This window comes from Buttiauxella sp. A111, assembly GCF_014189855.1.
Classification (GTDB): Bacteria; Pseudomonadota; Gammaproteobacteria; order Enterobacterales; family Enterobacteriaceae; genus Buttiauxella; species Buttiauxella selenatireducens.
Window position 1 is genome coordinate 318,117 of sequence record NZ_BJFN01000004.1, and the last position, 15,428, is coordinate 333,544.

Consider the following 15,428-nt stretch of genomic DNA (forward strand, 5'->3'; position numbering starts at 1 on the left):
CTAGAGCCAGCCTTTTTTAGTAAAAGTGGCTTTGGTGGCTTCGTTCAGATCGTAGCGGTGAAGATCTGCCGGTTTAACCCAGGCGATTTCCTGAAACTCTTCGTTAAAAGTGATCTGCCGGTTAGCACTGACACAGTTGAATAGCAGATAGATCATGTAGATTTCTTCTTTCGTACCATCTGCATAGGTTTTTGTCCGCACATCGTCCGAGAACGTCCACGGTGTAATACGTGTGATCTGCAACTCCGCGCCCAGTTCCTCGCTGATTTCACGCAGTAGCGCTTGCTCAACATTTTCGCCCGGCTCCATTCCGCCACCGGATAACGCCCATTGCCCTGGGAAAACCCCTCTGTCGTTTGCCATTTTGCACAGCAACACTTCGCCGTTGTTTTCAATGATTGGGCAAACGATAACTCTCTGCCGCATATGACCTCCTGGTGTCTTTTAGTTTATGCAAACGTTAGCAGAAACAGGTTCAGGAGTCTCATCGGTAACACGTTTAAGGCGCTGTTAGTTGATTATTTGCGAGGCGCTTTCCACAAACCAATAACGTACCGAGTACGGAATCAATCTTTGCGAAATACCCGACTATCCGCCCAGCGAAGGGCGGTTGTCATTTTCCAACCCAGCACCTCAATGCCATTCCCGCCCACGTGATTGCAACGTCTCAGAGGGTTTTTCCAGGAACAAGCGTTGATAGTCAGTTGCGAACTGGCCGAGATGCCAGAAGCCCCATTGCATCGCGGCATCTTTCACGGTGCTCCAGGTAGACCACGGGCTTATCAATTCCCGGCGCACAGCATTCAGACGCAGCGTTTTAAGCCACGCATTTGGGCCGATACCCAGCACCGCATGGAAACCATTTTGCAATGTACGACGGCTAACATGCAGCTCATTGCAAAGTTCAAGCACCGTTAAGGGTTCCGATGTGCGACTTAATACGCAATCACGCGCTTGCGACACCAGCCGTTGATAGCTAGTTTTACGCGACATTAGCTCAGAAACCACGGGCTGTGCACTTTCAAGCAGTTCACTCATTCCCGATAGCAAATTGTGTGTGAGCACCTTGCGCACATTTTCGTTGCTCATACATTCCGGGTCATGGCTACCGTGCGCCAGTGCCTGATGTATAAATTGCCAGATTGCTTCTTTTTTCTGCGGACATACATCGAGGGCTGAGTTTTTTTGCAGAAGCTCAAACAAGATTTCCGGTTGATAAAACAGCCCTGCATTGCGAAATAGCACATCGTTACCAATGACCACGCCGAGGATGGTGTACTCATCAGGCGTGCTCAATTCAAATTCCGTCCCGCCAGGACGCGCCGCAATCTCTTCTTTGCCCAACAGTTGAGTACCAATAAACCCTTTTTCACCATAGGTGGCCGGAATGCCAAACCAGAAGGCATTCGGCCACACCATGCAAGACTGTCGCAGGGCAAGATTGGTGTACTCACGGAACATCTGAATGCCATCAAGCAGAAGCTCCGTCAGCTCCCCCTGGAAGTGTCCAGGCTGAAGCTGATCATAGAGCTGCTGCCACGCAGTGATAGTGCAAGCGTGTTCATACACATCTTTTGTCTGGCGCCGATGTACACACTTATCCTCAATCAGCGGCGCCACTTTCTCGTCCCGCGCGTAGTCCGTTTTACGCAGATGATGTAAGTCAGTGTTAATTTTCTTACTCATACGCGACTCCTTGCGCCGCTACACAGTCTTCAAACGATAACGACTGCTACGCTTACGTAATTTTCCGTCATGGAATAATGCATCAAGTTGTGTTCTGGCTTCTTCGAGCGGCCAGTTAAAATGCGCCGCAACTTCACCTGCGGTCATACCGTGCCCCTGAGTTTGCAGCACATCGAGTAACGCTTGTGCCACCTCCGATGTGGCTATCGTTGCTTTTACCGCTGCTGATTTAACGTCGGGCTTACGGTTAAAACTGCACACCAGCCGCTCGATGTCCTCATCGGGACGGCCCAGTTCCTTACGGCTAATCACTCGCCCGGTGCGGCTTGCAGCAGCCGCACCCGCATCCAACGCCGCGCGACACGCAGCGAGATCCCCTTCAACAACCAGCGTCACCATGCCAGGATTGAGCACTTCATGGCTCAACAAACGCACGTTTGCCGCTTTTAGCATCGCATCTGCAGCGTCAATTCCCGCCACCAGACCGTAAACTTCAAGTAATCCGAGAGAGTTCATTGATGACTCCCTAAGCGCGCTGAATTGGGTTACGCGCTATCTCAAGCACGGCCTCACTAAAGGCATTACAGGCGGCTTTACAAGCGGCCTGACTACCGGTCATGAACGCTGCCGAGTAGTTGGTTTCTGACGGCGGCGGCACGTAGGTCACAATGCGCACATCGGCAGATTTCAACGCAGCATCAATGCCAAATGTCGCTTCCAGTGGCGGCGCAACCAGATATGCCATTGGATCACCAAGCAAAATACCGGCCGTTGTTGAAAGATACGATCCTGTACGGGAAATAAGATGAGCCAAAAATGCGGTATCTTCCGAATCGTTAGCCCACTGAAACGCAGGACCTTGTTCTATAGTGGCATACATCGAATCCAGGCCAGCACGCACCTCCGCCGGATTTGGCCCGCCCAGCATAATCAGCACTTCCCCGGCGGTCGGTGATGGGCCATGCGCTGCACCTGCGTACAACGAGCGGCCAAACACGACTTCAACCTGAGCCTGTTTCGTGGCTTCATCGGCGGCGATATAGGTTACATCATCGGAATCAGCAGTAATCAAACCCAGGCTACGAATATGGGAAGGTAATTTCAACTCGCGAGCAAACCCTTCGCTGACGTTTGCGATAACCCGCATCGCTTTCACATTCGGTTTAATCAAATCTAAAGCTGGCATAGTTATGCTCCCTTAACGAGTCAGGTTGATGCCCGACGCTTTCTGCGCCAGCATACGTTTTGCAAGTTCGACAATCACAGCAGCCGCTTCAACAGGTGGCGTACCACCCCGGTGAATATTGGAGATACAGGTGCGATCGGCTTCCACCGTCGTGGCGGTTTTTGGTGAATACACTGCGTAGCAAGATAAGCTTTCTGATTGACCCAGCCCTGGGCGCTCCCCTACCAGCAAAATCACCACTTTCGCGCCCAGCAATTCACCGATTTGGTCCTCGATCTTCACGCGCCCATAGCGGACAAAGAACGGTGTGCCAACATGCAGCCCGGATTGTTCCAGTCCCTGTAACAGCGGCGGTAAGATCTCGCCATAGTTAGCGGTGATAGCGTCGGTTGAAAGGCCGTCAGAAATCACCACCTGAACGTCAGGGTTCTGTTTGCAACTGGTGCGCAGCGTTTCGATAGCGTTAGCGCTCAAGCGACGCCCTAAATCTGGGCGGGTGAGATAGAGATTTTTGTCGCTGATTTCTGATTGCAGCTCCAGCAGCCCTTGCTGTTGAACCCATTCAGCTGGCACTTCTTTGAGAACGGTATCCTTCGAGCGTGAATGGTCAGCCAGGAATCGTAATAACGCCTGCGTGCGCGGACGAGGGCCTGCGCGCCCGGTACAAACACGTGCAGCGGTGCTGTGGCGCAGTTCTTCCAGAACCTCGGCACGATGAGGGTTCTTCACACCAATCCACATTTTGGCTTCAGTTGAGCCCAAATCCACGCTACAGCTTTCTTCTGTCGTTTGAACAACGGCTTGCGTTACTGGCGTTGAGGCAACGGCAGGCTGCACGGCATTTTCCGGTTTATGCATCTGATCCAGAACACTGCGCACAATCTCTTCAATCTGTTTTTGATCCATGATGATTTCCCTGATGATTTCAGAAGAACAGCGACGGGTCGCCCGCCCGTGACGTTAAACGGCCATTAGCCATTAACCCCATTGTTTCCAGCCATGCTTCAAACTCCGGCGATGGACGCAGATTCAGCAGCTGGCGCACGGTGGCGGTATCGTGAAATGCCGTGGTCTGGTAATTCAGCATGATGTCGTCACCCAGCGGCATACCCATGATGTAGTTACATCCGGCAGTCGCCAGTAGGATCATCAGGTTCTCGTTAAGATTCTGGTCCGCATCCGCATGGTTGGTATAACAGCAGTCACAGCCCATTGAGATGCCGCTGAGTTTGCCCATGAAATGGTCCTCAAGCCCGGCACGGATAATCTGGCGGTCGTTATAGAGATATTCAGGCCCGATGAAACCCACTACGGTATTAACGATGAAAGGATCGTAATGGCGCGCCAGACCGTAATTTCGTGCTTCCATGGTCACCTGGTCTGCGCCAAAGTTCGCACCAGCGGAAAGTGCCGAACCTTGCCCTGTTTCGAAGTACAGGCAGTTTTCTCCGGCGATGCGGTTAAACTCAGCGCCTACCGCACGCGCCTCGTCCAGCATGGCAAGCTCGACGCCGAACTCTTTGAGCCCTTTTTCGCTGCCACAAATACTCTGGAAGATAAGTCCACCCGGAGCGCCTCGTTTAATCGCTTCAATTTGGGTGGTGACGTGCGCCAATACGCAGCCTTGCGTCGGAATCGAATACTTGTCGATAACGTTGTAGATGGTATCAAGCACGCGGGTTAAGTTACCCACATCGTCCGTCACCGGGTTAACGCCAATGACCGCATCACCCACACCAAAACACAGCCCTTCGTAAATTTGCGCTTCGATGCTGCGCACATCATCACGCGTGTCGTTAGGCTGCAAACGCGCGCTGAAAGTGCCAGGTAAACCAATGGTGGTGTTGGCTTTTTTAATCACCGGCATTTTCTTGCCGCCGTAGATTAAGTCCGCGTTCGAGCATATTTTAGCGACGGCGGCGACCACTTCAGAACTAATGCCTTTGCGCAGAAAAGCAATATCGTCAACGCTGGTGTCATCGCTAAGGATGTACTCACGCAGCTCGCTTATGCTCCAGTTTTTAATCCGTGTATAAGAGGTTTCGTTGATGTCGTCCTGGATAATGCGCGTCACGCAGTCATCTTCATAAGCGATAACTGGATTCATGCGAATATCCGCAACCGTCATCTCAGACAGCACCTGTTTTGCCGCCACACGTTCCTGAGAACTCTGCGCAGCAACGCCTGCCAACACATCGCCGGAACGTAATTCGTTGGCTTTCGCCAGTACTTCTTTAACATCTTTGAACTGATAAACTTGCCCAAACAGCGTGGTTTTTAGTTTCATTATGTCGATCCCTCAGGAAGGAAAGGCGAGTGATTTGATCGTTACCGGGACGACTGCTCCACTAAACAACGGCAAACCAATGTCAATATAATCGCCAGTACGGGTGACGACTTCGTCTATCACCGCAAGCTTGCGCGGCTCCACTTGTGGAAACAGCAGCATTCCCAACGCTTTACCGAGGTCCTGCTCCGCGACAACAATCAGCGGTTGCGAGCCAGGAAGGCGTTGGGTAAAAAGTTTCAGAGCGTTGATAACCAACTGCACGGTTGCATAGCTGGTTGGAAGTGCAGGTGGAATGGCTAACGCGTAACAATCCTGCGTCGCATTAAGGTCCATTTGTTCCAGTCCCTGTTGCCAGGTTTCTGCGAGTTCGCCCTCGCCAACGGGGTGAACAACCGGAATGTTACGCAGCGGTAACGTCATCTCGTCGAGCCAGATGGTGCTACCTGAAAGCGAGAGAGTATGCGCGCCGGCACCAATCACGGTAGCGCGCACGGTTTGATCGGGAATGTGTACACTGAGCGAGGAAAATCCTGCATGCCGATGAATTGAGCGCGCCAGAAGCGGGCCAATGTCACCGTAGCCAAACGGTGTTTCTGGTGGCTGGCGATAGCATTCCCCTACCCCACCCGACAGCGTAATCACGTCAGCAGGTTTACCCGCGGGCAACGTATCGGTCATTAACAAGCGTTGCGCCAGTGCTGAAATCTCACCGGTGACGACTTCATAAAGCAGTTGCGCCATGCGGTCGGCAACAGCGTCTAGCTGAGCAGGCGTGAGCGGTTTTTTACCTTTGCCGCATACGCCTTCACCGAACAGCTCATCCGCAATCCACTGCCCTGGTTTATGGATAAATGTGACATTGCCGTGAGCATCGGTTTCAAACAAACGTCCGCCAACATTAAGGCAGGCTGAAGCGACAACCTTGCCTCCTTCGAACAGCACGTAGTTCGCTGTACCGCCGCCAATATCAATATTCATGACTCGGTTTAGCTGGCGCTGTGATAACGCCTGCGCCCCGGAGCCGTAACCTGCAATGACTGACTCAAGATGCGGTCCGGCGGTCGCGACGACAAAATCCCCAAGCTTTTGGGAAAGCGCCATCACGGCTGGACGCGCATTGCGAGTTTTGGCGGTTTCACCGGTAATAATAATTGCCCCTGAATCAATGGATTCTGGGGCTAAACCCGCGGCTTGATACTGCGCGAGAATAAGGCTTAGCAGCTCTTCTTCTCTCAGATGTCCATCGTTATCAACCGGGGTAAAAAACACCGGGCTTTGCCAGGTAATTTCACGTTTCACGAACTCATAGCGCGGAACCTGCGAGATTGCAGCTCGGTTAACCAATGCAAGGCTTGAGAAAATCACCTGTGTTGTGGTGGTGCCGACATCAATACCAACGCTATGCAGTTCGCGAATTTTCACGATTGCGCCTCCGCAGAATCAACCACGACATGGGTGCTTTCTTCTTTCGGCACCAGCAGCATTGCCACACCTATCGCGGTAACGCCGCCCACCAGCTTGCCGACAATCATAGGGAAGATCATCGGTGACATGTTGGCCGCAGCGAACCCCAAATGGTCGCCGAGTGCGAAAGCCGCCGACACCGCAAATGCACAGTTGATGACTTTGCCGCGCGCATCCATATTCTTCATCATGCCGTACATCGGAATGTTGTTGGCGAGCGTCGCAACCATGCCGCCTGCAGCAATATTGTTGATTTTCAGCAAATTGCCTACGCGCATTAACGGCTTGTCAAACCAGCGAGTCAGCAGCAGTACCATCGGATAGGCACCAAGTAACACACAAGAGATCGAACCAATGACTTCAATGGCTCGCATCACTTCGCCAGGCTTGTCACCTTCACTCATAAAGATAGGATCAAGCCCGGGGATCAGCGTCCAGCCCACGAGGAATTTCACCACGGCCGCCGCAAGGCCGACGGTAATAATCGCGACGAGGATTTTGGCGAAGATTTGGAAACCGTTAATCATTTTTTCCGGGATAAACTTCAACCCCAGCGCGACTAGCACCGCAACGATTATCACGGGGATCATGTTGAGCAAAATCAGGCTCATGGTGAATTCAATCGGCTGCCCGTTCACTTCAACACCGGAGTACATCGCCACCAGGCCACCAGCAATGCAGCCAATCGGAATGGTGACAATCCCCGCCAGCACGCCAAGCGCCAGGTAACGGCGGTCTGAAGGCTCGATAATGCCCAGCGCAACGGGGATAGAAAACACAATGGTTGGCCCCATCATGGAACCGAGGATAAGCCCTGAATAAAGCCAGGCCGCGACGTCCCCTCCGGCAAGTTCTTTGGCAAGGAAGAAACCGCCCATATCACAGGCCAGCAGCGTCCCGGCAAACATCGACGGGTTTGCGCCAAGCATTTCATAGACAGGGATAATCACCGGGCCAAGCAAGAAAGCCAAAACCGGTGCCAGCGCCGTCATCCCGACCATCGCCAACCCCAACGCTCCCATTGCCATAAAACCTTCTTCAAACTGGCTACCTGAACCGGAAATACTTTTGCCCAGTTTGCCCAGCCCTACAAAACCGAGGATTTTTTCTGAGCCACCAAACTGAGTAAAAACTCGGTCAAGCGCGGCAATCAGCATAAAAATCATCATGATGTACATGATAACGTCGTTAATGCCCATTTCCCTTCTCCTTCATCGCCTGCGAACAGGCCGGTGTAATGCCCGTTCAGGCGTCCTGATACAGCGTAATAATCTGGGCTTCCGTCACAGTGCGTGGATTAGTGGTAATACAGATGTCGTTGAGTGCCGCACGGGCGAAACCGACATAGTCAGACTCGCGTCCTCCAGCCGCGCATAACCCGCTGCCTAACTCCAGTTCGTCGATGAGATGTTCAACAAAAGCGATGGTTTCGCTGGCCGCACAAGATTTGCCCGTCAGGGCGTGACCAATCTCGCTATAGGCGGTTTTGCACACCAACTGGTTAAATTTCATGACAGCAGGCAGCATGATGGCGTTAGCCTTACCATGGGGAATGCCATAGGCGGCACCTATCTGGTGTGCGCTGGCATGGCATAACCCAAGACCTGCATTAGAAAACGCCATTCCGGCCATATACGATGCGAGCATCATCGCTTCACGAGCAGCCAAATCATGCCCTTGCCCTACAGCCTGCGGTAACGCGTGCCCAATACTGTTGATGGCGCGATACGCAAGCCCGCGTGTTAACGGTGTGCCATTACTTGCCACATAAGCTTCAATAGCGTGTGTTAAGGCATCGATTCCTGTTGCGGCGGTAATATGAGGTGGGACACCCAGCGTCAGACACGCATCAATAATGGCGACATCTGGGATCAACATAGTGTGGACAAGAACCTGTTTACGGTGAGTCTGCGCTGCGATAATTACCGCCACGTTGGTGGCTTCCGAACCCGTTCCCGACGTGGTTGGAATAGCGATAAACGGCAGACGGCGATTCAGGCGTGTTCCGGCCACTATGCTTTCGAGGGCGAGTGATGGATTCGTGGCAATCACAGCCACCACTTTTGCGGCATCCAGAACGGAACCGCCCCCCAGAGCAACAACGCCATCGCACTGGCAACGGGCGATTTGTTCAACCGCTGCACCGATATCACTGTCAACAGGTTCGCCAGGCGAACATGGCCAGATTTCATACGCGATGCCGCTGCGCTTCAGATTACGTTCCAGCACATCGGTCATTCCGGCTTGATGCAACATGCTATCAACCATCACGAAAGGACGGTAAATGCCGCGCTCAAGTAATGCCTCGCCGCAACGCGCCACTGCACCAGGCCCCATAAACGTGGCGGGCGGTACAGAAAACTCGCGCACGTTGCGGGCATTCATCATATCCAGCGCCTGATAGAGCGCGGATTGCATCTCTTCACTGTGCATGAGCACCCTCCACGTGTGTCATCCCGCAAACGGCAATGGCCAGCGGAGTCATGAAAATAGAGTGCGGAGGCAACTGAATAGTTAATTCAGGGAAACACTGACGGAACAGCCCTTCGACACCCGGCTGCATACAGGAACCGCCCGCCAGCCAGAGCTGTTCGACGTCGTAACCCTCAATATGACGAGCGACAATGTCCGCCATTTTTTCGTAAACCGGGCGAACCACAGGCCAGAGATTTGCATCGCTACCGCGCTTCATTTGTTCAGCTTCTTCCAGCGCGATGCGTTGATTACCTGCGAGCGTAAGGGAGATATGGTGCCCGCCCGTGGCTTCATCGCCGGAGTAAATCACTTGACCTTGTGAAACGACGGCAATGCCAGTGGTGCCACCGCCAATATCCACTACCGCCGCTTTATCAAGCTGGAGCATATCGGCAACGGCTGTCGGCTCATCAAGCACACGGCTCACTTCCAGACCCGCAGACTCAAGCACATTGACCGAAATACGCGGATCGGTGCCCGGTGGAAATGAGGTAGCGGCGTGGCTAAAACGAAAGCCAAGCTGTTGCTCTAGCGTGTCGAGATGACGACGTACAATCTGCACCGCGCCGAAAAAATCCCAGACCACGCCATCACGAACCACATCGGCCCAATCGAGGCAAACCGCAACGGGCTGACAATCGCTGTCGACAACCAGCGACACGACATCGCACGTACCGAGATCGATTCCCAGCCACAGCGGTTGCTGATCGGCATTCATTGGCCTGTTGCACAGCAAAGATGCATTCCGTAAACGGTCATTGAGCCAGGTTTGTTCGCTGCGTGCCATTGCCCCTCTCCTTAAACGATGCGGAATCCATCGACCAGTACACAACGACGCAGGCGTACAAAGGTTCTGGCCGATGTCACACCTTCGCCAGTTGGCGTGGTGATGGTCATGGAGGTCCAGCCTTCGCCACCCAGTCCCAGCCCGGCGATACACGAGCCATTTTTAACGAAAATACTGGTGTCGATGGCATTCGCCATTGCGTTCATATTGTCGATATTGCGCGAGTGCATGGCGGCGGTATGGTGGCAGCCTCCTTCCAGCTTCACCGCCAGCGCAATGGCCTCGGTGACATTTGCCACACGGATCATCGGCAATACCGGCATCATCATTTCTGTGACGGCAAAAGGATGGCGCGCCGTGGTTTGCACCAGCAGCAAGCGTGTTTCATGGGCCACGTTAAGATCGATAGCGGCGGCAATTTTGGCCGCATCACGCCCAACCCAGTCGCGAACGACTTGCCCTTTTCCCTGTTCATCCACGTTTTTCAGCACAATCGGCAGCAGTTTTTCGGCCTGCGCATCGCTGAGCAAAACGGCGTGATTACGCTGCATCTCTTCCAGCAACGCGTCCGCCACGCTTTCCACCACGATCAGCACTTTTTCATCGGCGCAGATGATGTTGTTATCAAACGACGCTCCCTGCACGATAGCTTTAGCTGCGCGAGGAATATCGGCGGTTTCATCCACGACAACCGGTGGATTCCCTGCACCTGCGGCGATCAAACGTTTGTTAGTGTGTTTACGCGCCGCGTCTACCACCGCTTCGCCACCTGTCACCACCAATAAACCGATGCCAGGGTATTTGAATAATCGTTGTGCGGTTTCGATATCAGGATTGAGAACCGTCACCAGTAAATTCGCCGGTCCACCCGCCGCAACAATCGCTTCGTTGAGCCAGCTGATCGTTTGCTGCGAGACATTTTTTGCCGCTGGATGCGGTGCAAAGACCACGCTGTTCCCGGCGGAGATCATGCTGATTGCGTTGTTAATGACGGTTGCCGCTGGGTTGGTAGACGGAGTTACCGAAGCCACCACGCCCCATGGCGCATTTTCGATGAGCGTCAGACCGTTATCACCGGTTAACACTTGCGGAGTCAGGCATTCAACGCCCGGAGTACCGCGAGCCTGAGCAATATTTTTGGCACATTTATCTGCAACGCGGCCCATCCCGGTTTCCGCTACCGCCATTTCCGCAAGCGGTTGTGCATGTTGCTCGCCCGCCAGGCGGATGGCCGCCACGGCTTTCTGGCGCATCGCCACGCTGGTTAAGGATTTTTGTGCCACGCAAGCCGCTTCAACGGCATCATCCAGTGAGGCAAAAACGCCTGCGCCGCACGGTTTTGTGACGGGTTGTGGTGTTGTGTTTGCCGCCATTCCTGCCAGCACAGCTTTCACCACCTGTTCAATTTGTTGCCTATCCATGCCGCTCAACCCTCACTATTTATGGAAGATAATTTCTCTGTCCATGACCACTTCATCGACGATGCCTATCACGCACATGTCGACCGGAGAGGCTTCACTATGATGTGCACGGCGAGCGGAACTCCCGCCCACCAGCAACACCCATTCGCCGTTTCCGGCACCAATGCTGTCAGTGGCAATTGCACACTCACCACTCGGTTCGCCCTGGCGGTTAATCATCTCCACCATCAGCAATTTGTCGTGTTCAAGCCCGCTGTGGCGGACTGTGCAAACGATTTGACCAATGACCATTGCCAGCTTCATGCTCGCCTCCGGACAAAATTCAGATAAAGCAATCCTGTGCCGCCCTGAGGCTGCCAGATAATCAGGTAAAAGAAGGGTGACGTCGGGGGATGACGTCACCGGCTATCAATCGATAGTTTTGTCGCTACCCAGGCCAATCGGGAAGACTTCTTCCAAATCGCCATGTGGACGTGGGATGACATGAACGGAAACCAACTCGCCAATACGCTGAGCCGCAGCAGCTCCGGCATCCGTTGCAGCTTTACAGGCTGCTACATCACCACGCACCATTGCCGTTACCAGCCCACCGCCGATCTGTTTTACGCCAACCAATTTGACGCGTGCGGCTTTGACCATCGCATCCGATGCTTCAATCACTGCGACCAAACCTCTTGTTTCGATAAGTCCTAGTGCTTCCATGATTTATTTCCTCTCACTCGGTTAAAAAGTTAGACATTTATGGGTGCATATTCTTCACATAGGGCACGTGCTAACCCCTCGACAATGCGGGTTCGGTACATCTTTCCATCTCGGTATAAGTTTGTGTCTGAGCAATCAGCACCAGCTCAATGATTTCACGCGTGCTGCATCCTCGAGAAAGGTCATGCAATGGTGCATTCAATCCCTGAATCATCGGGCCAATTGCGCGGAATCCGCCCAGCCGTTGCGCAATTTTGTAGCCAATATTGCCCGCCTCAAGCGACGGGAAAACCAGCACATTTGCCTGCCCTCCCAGCACACTTTCAGGCGCTTTTTGCGCAGCCACCTGGGGAACAAAGGCTGCATCAAATTGCAATTCGCCATCCACGCACAGTTCAGGGGCGCGCTCACGTACTATCTCCGTCGCCTGTTGAACTGTGGCAACGCAAGGATGGCGGGCGCTGCCGTTGGTAGAAAATGACAACATGGCGACACGTGCTGGCTGCCCGGTGATTGCCTGCCAGCTTTGTGCACTACTGATAGCGATATCAGCAAGCTGAGCGGCTGTCGGTTGCGGTACAACGCTGCAATCGGCAAACCCAAGGATCCTTTCTCCCTCTGGCGGCAGCATCAAAAACAGTGAAGAGAGTGTTTTAACACCCGGTTGCAAGCCGATAACTTTCAAACCGGCACGCAAAACGGCAGCCGTAGATGACATATTCCCGGCAATACACACATCGGCTTTCCCTGCCTTGACCATCGCAGCCGCAAACCAGAGCGGGTCACGTAATCGTTCTTTGGCATCATCCGGCGTTTTATCACCGAGACGCTGCGTCAGTTGCTGATAAAACTCTACCAACCAGTCATGTGACGTGGCTGGATCGATAATCTGTAATCCGTCGAGTGGTAGGCCAGCCGCCAGAGCGAAATGGCGCAAAGCAAACGGATTAGCCAGGATAATGGGTTGTGCCAGACCGTGATGCTGGAGGTAATGCGCAGCTTCAATAACCCGCGCGTCCTTCGCATCCGGGAAGACGACACGCTTAGGCTGGTTTTGGGCCTGGCGACGGCAACGGTCAAGCAACATGTGAGCCTCCAGACAGCCGCCGCAGTAGCGTTGCTGCATCTGGCCACTCTTTTTTCAGGCACAGGATCATCAATACATAAACCGCGCTAGAGAGGCGATTAAGTGCCAGCATTAAATCCGCTTTTTGTACGTGGTAATCCGCACCAATAAAGACTGTTGCCGCGCAGATTTCGGTTTCACGAATCTTTGTCCGAAGCAAATTGAGCAATGCGACTTCGCGCCCATGCGCCGCATCGGGAACCAGATGATCGTGCCCAAGATATTTCAACGGCTGGTGTGATAACCGGTGTAAATCGTCAGCAGATAAACCCACTAATTGCTGTTCAGGCAATGCCTGCTCCAACGCGTCAGCACGCATGATATTGCCCAGCAGGGAACGAATATCGGCAAGCCAAAGTGCAGCCGTTTTATCGAATTCAGTTTGCAGCCATACCGCCATAGCAATGGCGCTATCCAGGCTTGCGCGAAATGCCAGACGAGGATCGTTTTTCGCCACAAATACATGCGCATTAAGGTGGGTTAGCGTGTCTGGTTTTTCTTTCACTTGCTGCTGGCATAACTCGCAATGCGCGACCTGTGCAACGGATTCACTCGTCAGGCCGTGTACCGGCTGTAATTTCTCTTCCGTTTCAACAAACAAGCGCCCGTCATCATCCTGGAATTTCACCAGCAAACGGCGTGCGTCAATGAGTTCACGGGCCGACGGTGTCATACGGCTGTCAGCTGGAAGGCGGATTTCGCTCCCTTCGCTGAGGGTGTGATTTGCCCGTAGCCAATCTTCAGTAATGAAGGTGCTCATAAGCGCCTCGCCTTAGCATTCCTGCCAATTGGCAGGCCAGGCAACATAGAGAAAACGAACGTGGCTGGGAGTGCCAAATTCGATGCTGGAACCTTTAGGGATAAACATCACATCCCCTGCTTTACCGATAAGCGTTTCGCCTTCATGGCGTATGTGTAATTCCCCTTCCAGCACCATGTCGATTTCATCGTAATTCAGCGTCCAGGGGAAAAAACCGTTTTCCCACTGCATGAAACCTGCCGCCATGCTGCTGCCATCCGCGCCCGTTACCAAATCGGTTAACCCAACACATGGCTCTTGCGCACCATCAAAACGGCCAAATTTTACCGAACTACCATCAATAACTTTGATGCCGCCCTTGCCCGTTACCGCGCGAAAGCTCGGTTGCATCCCACTGCCCACGCGCGTTTTCTGTTCTTGCTCAACCTTCTCAATAAGCTGCGCCACCAGGCTTTCAGTAAACATTCCCTCCGGTAGCTGAGAGATGATTTCTTCGCGAATACGCTGGCGTTCGGAGCGAGGCGGAGAGCTTTCTGCCACTACAGGGCTTACACCCTCTTCCACTAACGAGATGTCCAGTTGCTCGGCAACCACACGGGCTTCAGGCGTGACGATGGATTCTTTCAGGACAAAAGTAATGGTTTTAAGACCACTGGAATGGGCTTCACGAATATCATTAGCCGTAATGAGCTTTTTCATTGAACAGGTTCCTCCTGACCACATATCTCGGCCAGATAATCCTCAAGTTGCCTGACGCTCGCAGCATCCAGGCTGTTCAGTGCAAATATTGGCGGCGTAAATCCTGAGTCGATGAGCATCGCCTGTGTCTGTGCAATATTTGCATCGGGCAAATCAATTTTGCTTATTGCCGCAACGCGTCGCAGATGCGGATAAATATCTAACAACCCGGCGGGGATGCGGCATTGCGGATCGTTTGCTGCGTGAACATATATCAATAATTCCGCATCGATCAGGGTATTAATTAATGCAGAATACAACCGTGGATGACTAAAAAATTCCCCCGGCGTATCGACATTTCCCACATCACTAAATTCAACCGCCTGAGTTTTTCTGGCCTGTGAATAATTTCCCTGTAACGCGTTAAACAATGTTGTTTTCCCTGCACCCACGGTGCCGACAAACACGATGCGTTTCATGCGGCTAGCTCCGCGTCACAGTACAGACGGTATAACTCAGAATATTGCTTAGGCCGGTTATCGTCTGTTGTAAGGCTTCCTCTACCGAACCGACTGAGCCGTAAACCACTAATGCGCCACTGAATCTATCCAGAAAACCAATGTTTACGCTGGCGGCCTTGGTGGCGAGGTCTCCCGCAATCATGGCGGTTTCACCCGGCGTCAGGGTCATAATGCCAATCGCTTCAGCGCCAGGAACGCCTATTTTCTTCGCTAACTCCTCACCGGGATGAGCAATTAAATGCGCCAGTGTGACCTGTTTTCCAGGAACAAACTCCTGAATAATGCGTTCCTTTTCCATTGAGCCTCCTGAAGAATTACTGCCATGCTGACAA

18 protein-coding genes are annotated in these 15,428 nt (G+C 53.0%); all 18 read right to left on the reverse strand.

The window, feature by feature from the left end:
• The 18 genes from nudI to eutS all read right to left on the reverse strand — a co-directional run bounded on the left by nudI (position 1) and on the right by eutS (position 15,394).
• Positions 1-426: a nucleoside triphosphatase NudI gene (nudI, locus tag BSPA111_RS13700; protein ID WP_183271710.1), complete on the reverse strand. Its 426-nt coding sequence runs from the start codon at positions 424-426 to the stop codon at positions 1-3.
• A gap of 207 nt (positions 427-633) precedes the next feature.
• Positions 634-1,686 (reverse strand): HTH-type transcriptional regulator EutR, encoded by a 1,053-nt coding sequence (eutR, locus tag BSPA111_RS13705; protein ID WP_183271711.1) that lies wholly within the window; start codon positions 1,684-1,686, stop codon positions 634-636.
• 18 nt (positions 1,687-1,704) lie between these two features.
• Positions 1,705-2,202 carry an ethanolamine utilization microcompartment protein EutK gene (gene eutK, locus BSPA111_RS13710; protein ID WP_183271712.1) on the reverse strand — a complete coding sequence of 166 codons (498 nt, stop codon included), beginning with the start codon at positions 2,200-2,202 and terminating at the stop codon, positions 1,705-1,707.
• A gap of 10 nt (positions 2,203-2,212) precedes the next feature.
• A complete protein-coding gene (gene eutL, locus BSPA111_RS13715) occupies positions 2,213-2,872 on the reverse strand; it encodes an ethanolamine utilization microcompartment protein EutL (RefSeq protein ID WP_183271713.1) in 660 nt (219 codons plus the stop codon).
• 12 nt (positions 2,873-2,884) lie between these two features.
• The gene (gene eutC, locus BSPA111_RS13720; protein WP_183271714.1) at positions 2,885-3,778 is read right to left on the reverse strand and encodes an ethanolamine ammonia-lyase subunit EutC; all 894 of its coding nucleotides are present in this window, start codon (positions 3,776-3,778) and stop codon (positions 2,885-2,887) included.
• 19 nt (positions 3,779-3,797) lie between these two features.
• Entirely contained in the window at positions 3,798-5,159 is a 1,362-nt protein-coding gene (locus tag BSPA111_RS13725) for an ethanolamine ammonia-lyase subunit EutB (RefSeq protein WP_183271715.1), read from the reverse strand.
• A gap of 12 nt (positions 5,160-5,171) precedes the next feature.
• Entirely contained in the window at positions 5,172-6,584 is a 1,413-nt protein-coding gene (gene eutA / locus BSPA111_RS13730; protein WP_183271716.1) for an ethanolamine ammonia-lyase reactivating factor EutA, read from the reverse strand.
• Positions 6,581-7,825 (reverse strand): ethanolamine utilization protein EutH, encoded by a 1,245-nt coding sequence (gene eutH / locus BSPA111_RS13735; RefSeq protein ID WP_183271717.1) that lies wholly within the window; start codon positions 7,823-7,825, stop codon positions 6,581-6,583. The genes eutA and eutH overlap by 4 nt, the downstream gene beginning before the upstream one ends.
• A gap of 46 nt (positions 7,826-7,871) precedes the next feature.
• Positions 7,872-9,059 carry an iron-containing alcohol dehydrogenase gene (locus BSPA111_RS13740; protein WP_183271718.1) on the reverse strand — a complete coding sequence of 396 codons (1,188 nt, stop codon included), beginning with the start codon at positions 9,057-9,059 and terminating at the stop codon, positions 7,872-7,874.
• Entirely contained in the window at positions 9,049-9,888 is an 840-nt protein-coding gene (gene eutJ, locus BSPA111_RS13745) for an ethanolamine utilization protein EutJ (protein ID WP_183271719.1), read from the reverse strand. Before eutJ ends, BSPA111_RS13740 begins: the two co-directional genes overlap by 11 nt.
• Before the next feature lie 11 nt (positions 9,889-9,899).
• A complete protein-coding gene (locus tag BSPA111_RS13750; protein WP_183271720.1) occupies positions 9,900-11,309 on the reverse strand; it encodes an aldehyde dehydrogenase family protein in 1,410 nt (469 codons plus the stop codon).
• Positions 11,310-11,324: 15 nt separating this feature from the next.
• Positions 11,325-11,612, reverse strand: a complete 288-nt coding sequence (gene eutN / locus BSPA111_RS13755; RefSeq protein ID WP_134183085.1) for an ethanolamine utilization microcompartment protein EutN — start codon at positions 11,610-11,612, stop codon at positions 11,325-11,327.
• 105 nt (positions 11,613-11,717) lie between these two features.
• Positions 11,718-12,011 (reverse strand): ethanolamine utilization microcompartment protein EutM, encoded by a 294-nt coding sequence (gene eutM / locus BSPA111_RS13760; protein WP_034455942.1) that lies wholly within the window; start codon positions 12,009-12,011, stop codon positions 11,718-11,720.
• Between the two features lie 70 nt (positions 12,012-12,081).
• Positions 12,082-13,098 (reverse strand): phosphate acetyltransferase, encoded by a 1,017-nt coding sequence (gene pta / locus BSPA111_RS13765; RefSeq protein WP_183271977.1) that lies wholly within the window; start codon positions 13,096-13,098, stop codon positions 12,082-12,084.
• Positions 13,088-13,897, reverse strand: a complete 810-nt coding sequence (gene eutT, locus BSPA111_RS13770) for an ethanolamine utilization cob(I)yrinic acid a,c-diamide adenosyltransferase EutT (RefSeq protein ID WP_183271721.1) — start codon at positions 13,895-13,897, stop codon at positions 13,088-13,090. The genes pta and eutT overlap by 11 nt, the downstream gene beginning before the upstream one ends.
• Before the next feature lie 12 nt (positions 13,898-13,909).
• Complete coding sequence (eutQ, locus tag BSPA111_RS13775; protein WP_183271722.1) at positions 13,910-14,596, reverse strand: ethanolamine utilization acetate kinase EutQ; 687 nt, start codon at positions 14,594-14,596, stop codon at positions 13,910-13,912.
• Complete coding sequence (eutP, locus tag BSPA111_RS13780; protein ID WP_183271723.1) at positions 14,593-15,054, reverse strand: EutP/PduV family microcompartment system protein; 462 nt, start codon at positions 15,052-15,054, stop codon at positions 14,593-14,595. Before eutP ends, eutQ begins: the two co-directional genes overlap by 4 nt.
• Before the next feature lie 4 nt (positions 15,055-15,058).
• Positions 15,059-15,394, reverse strand: a complete 336-nt coding sequence (gene eutS, locus BSPA111_RS13785; protein ID WP_183271724.1) for an ethanolamine utilization microcompartment protein EutS — start codon at positions 15,392-15,394, stop codon at positions 15,059-15,061.
• Positions 15,395-15,428 lie beyond the last annotated feature (34 nt).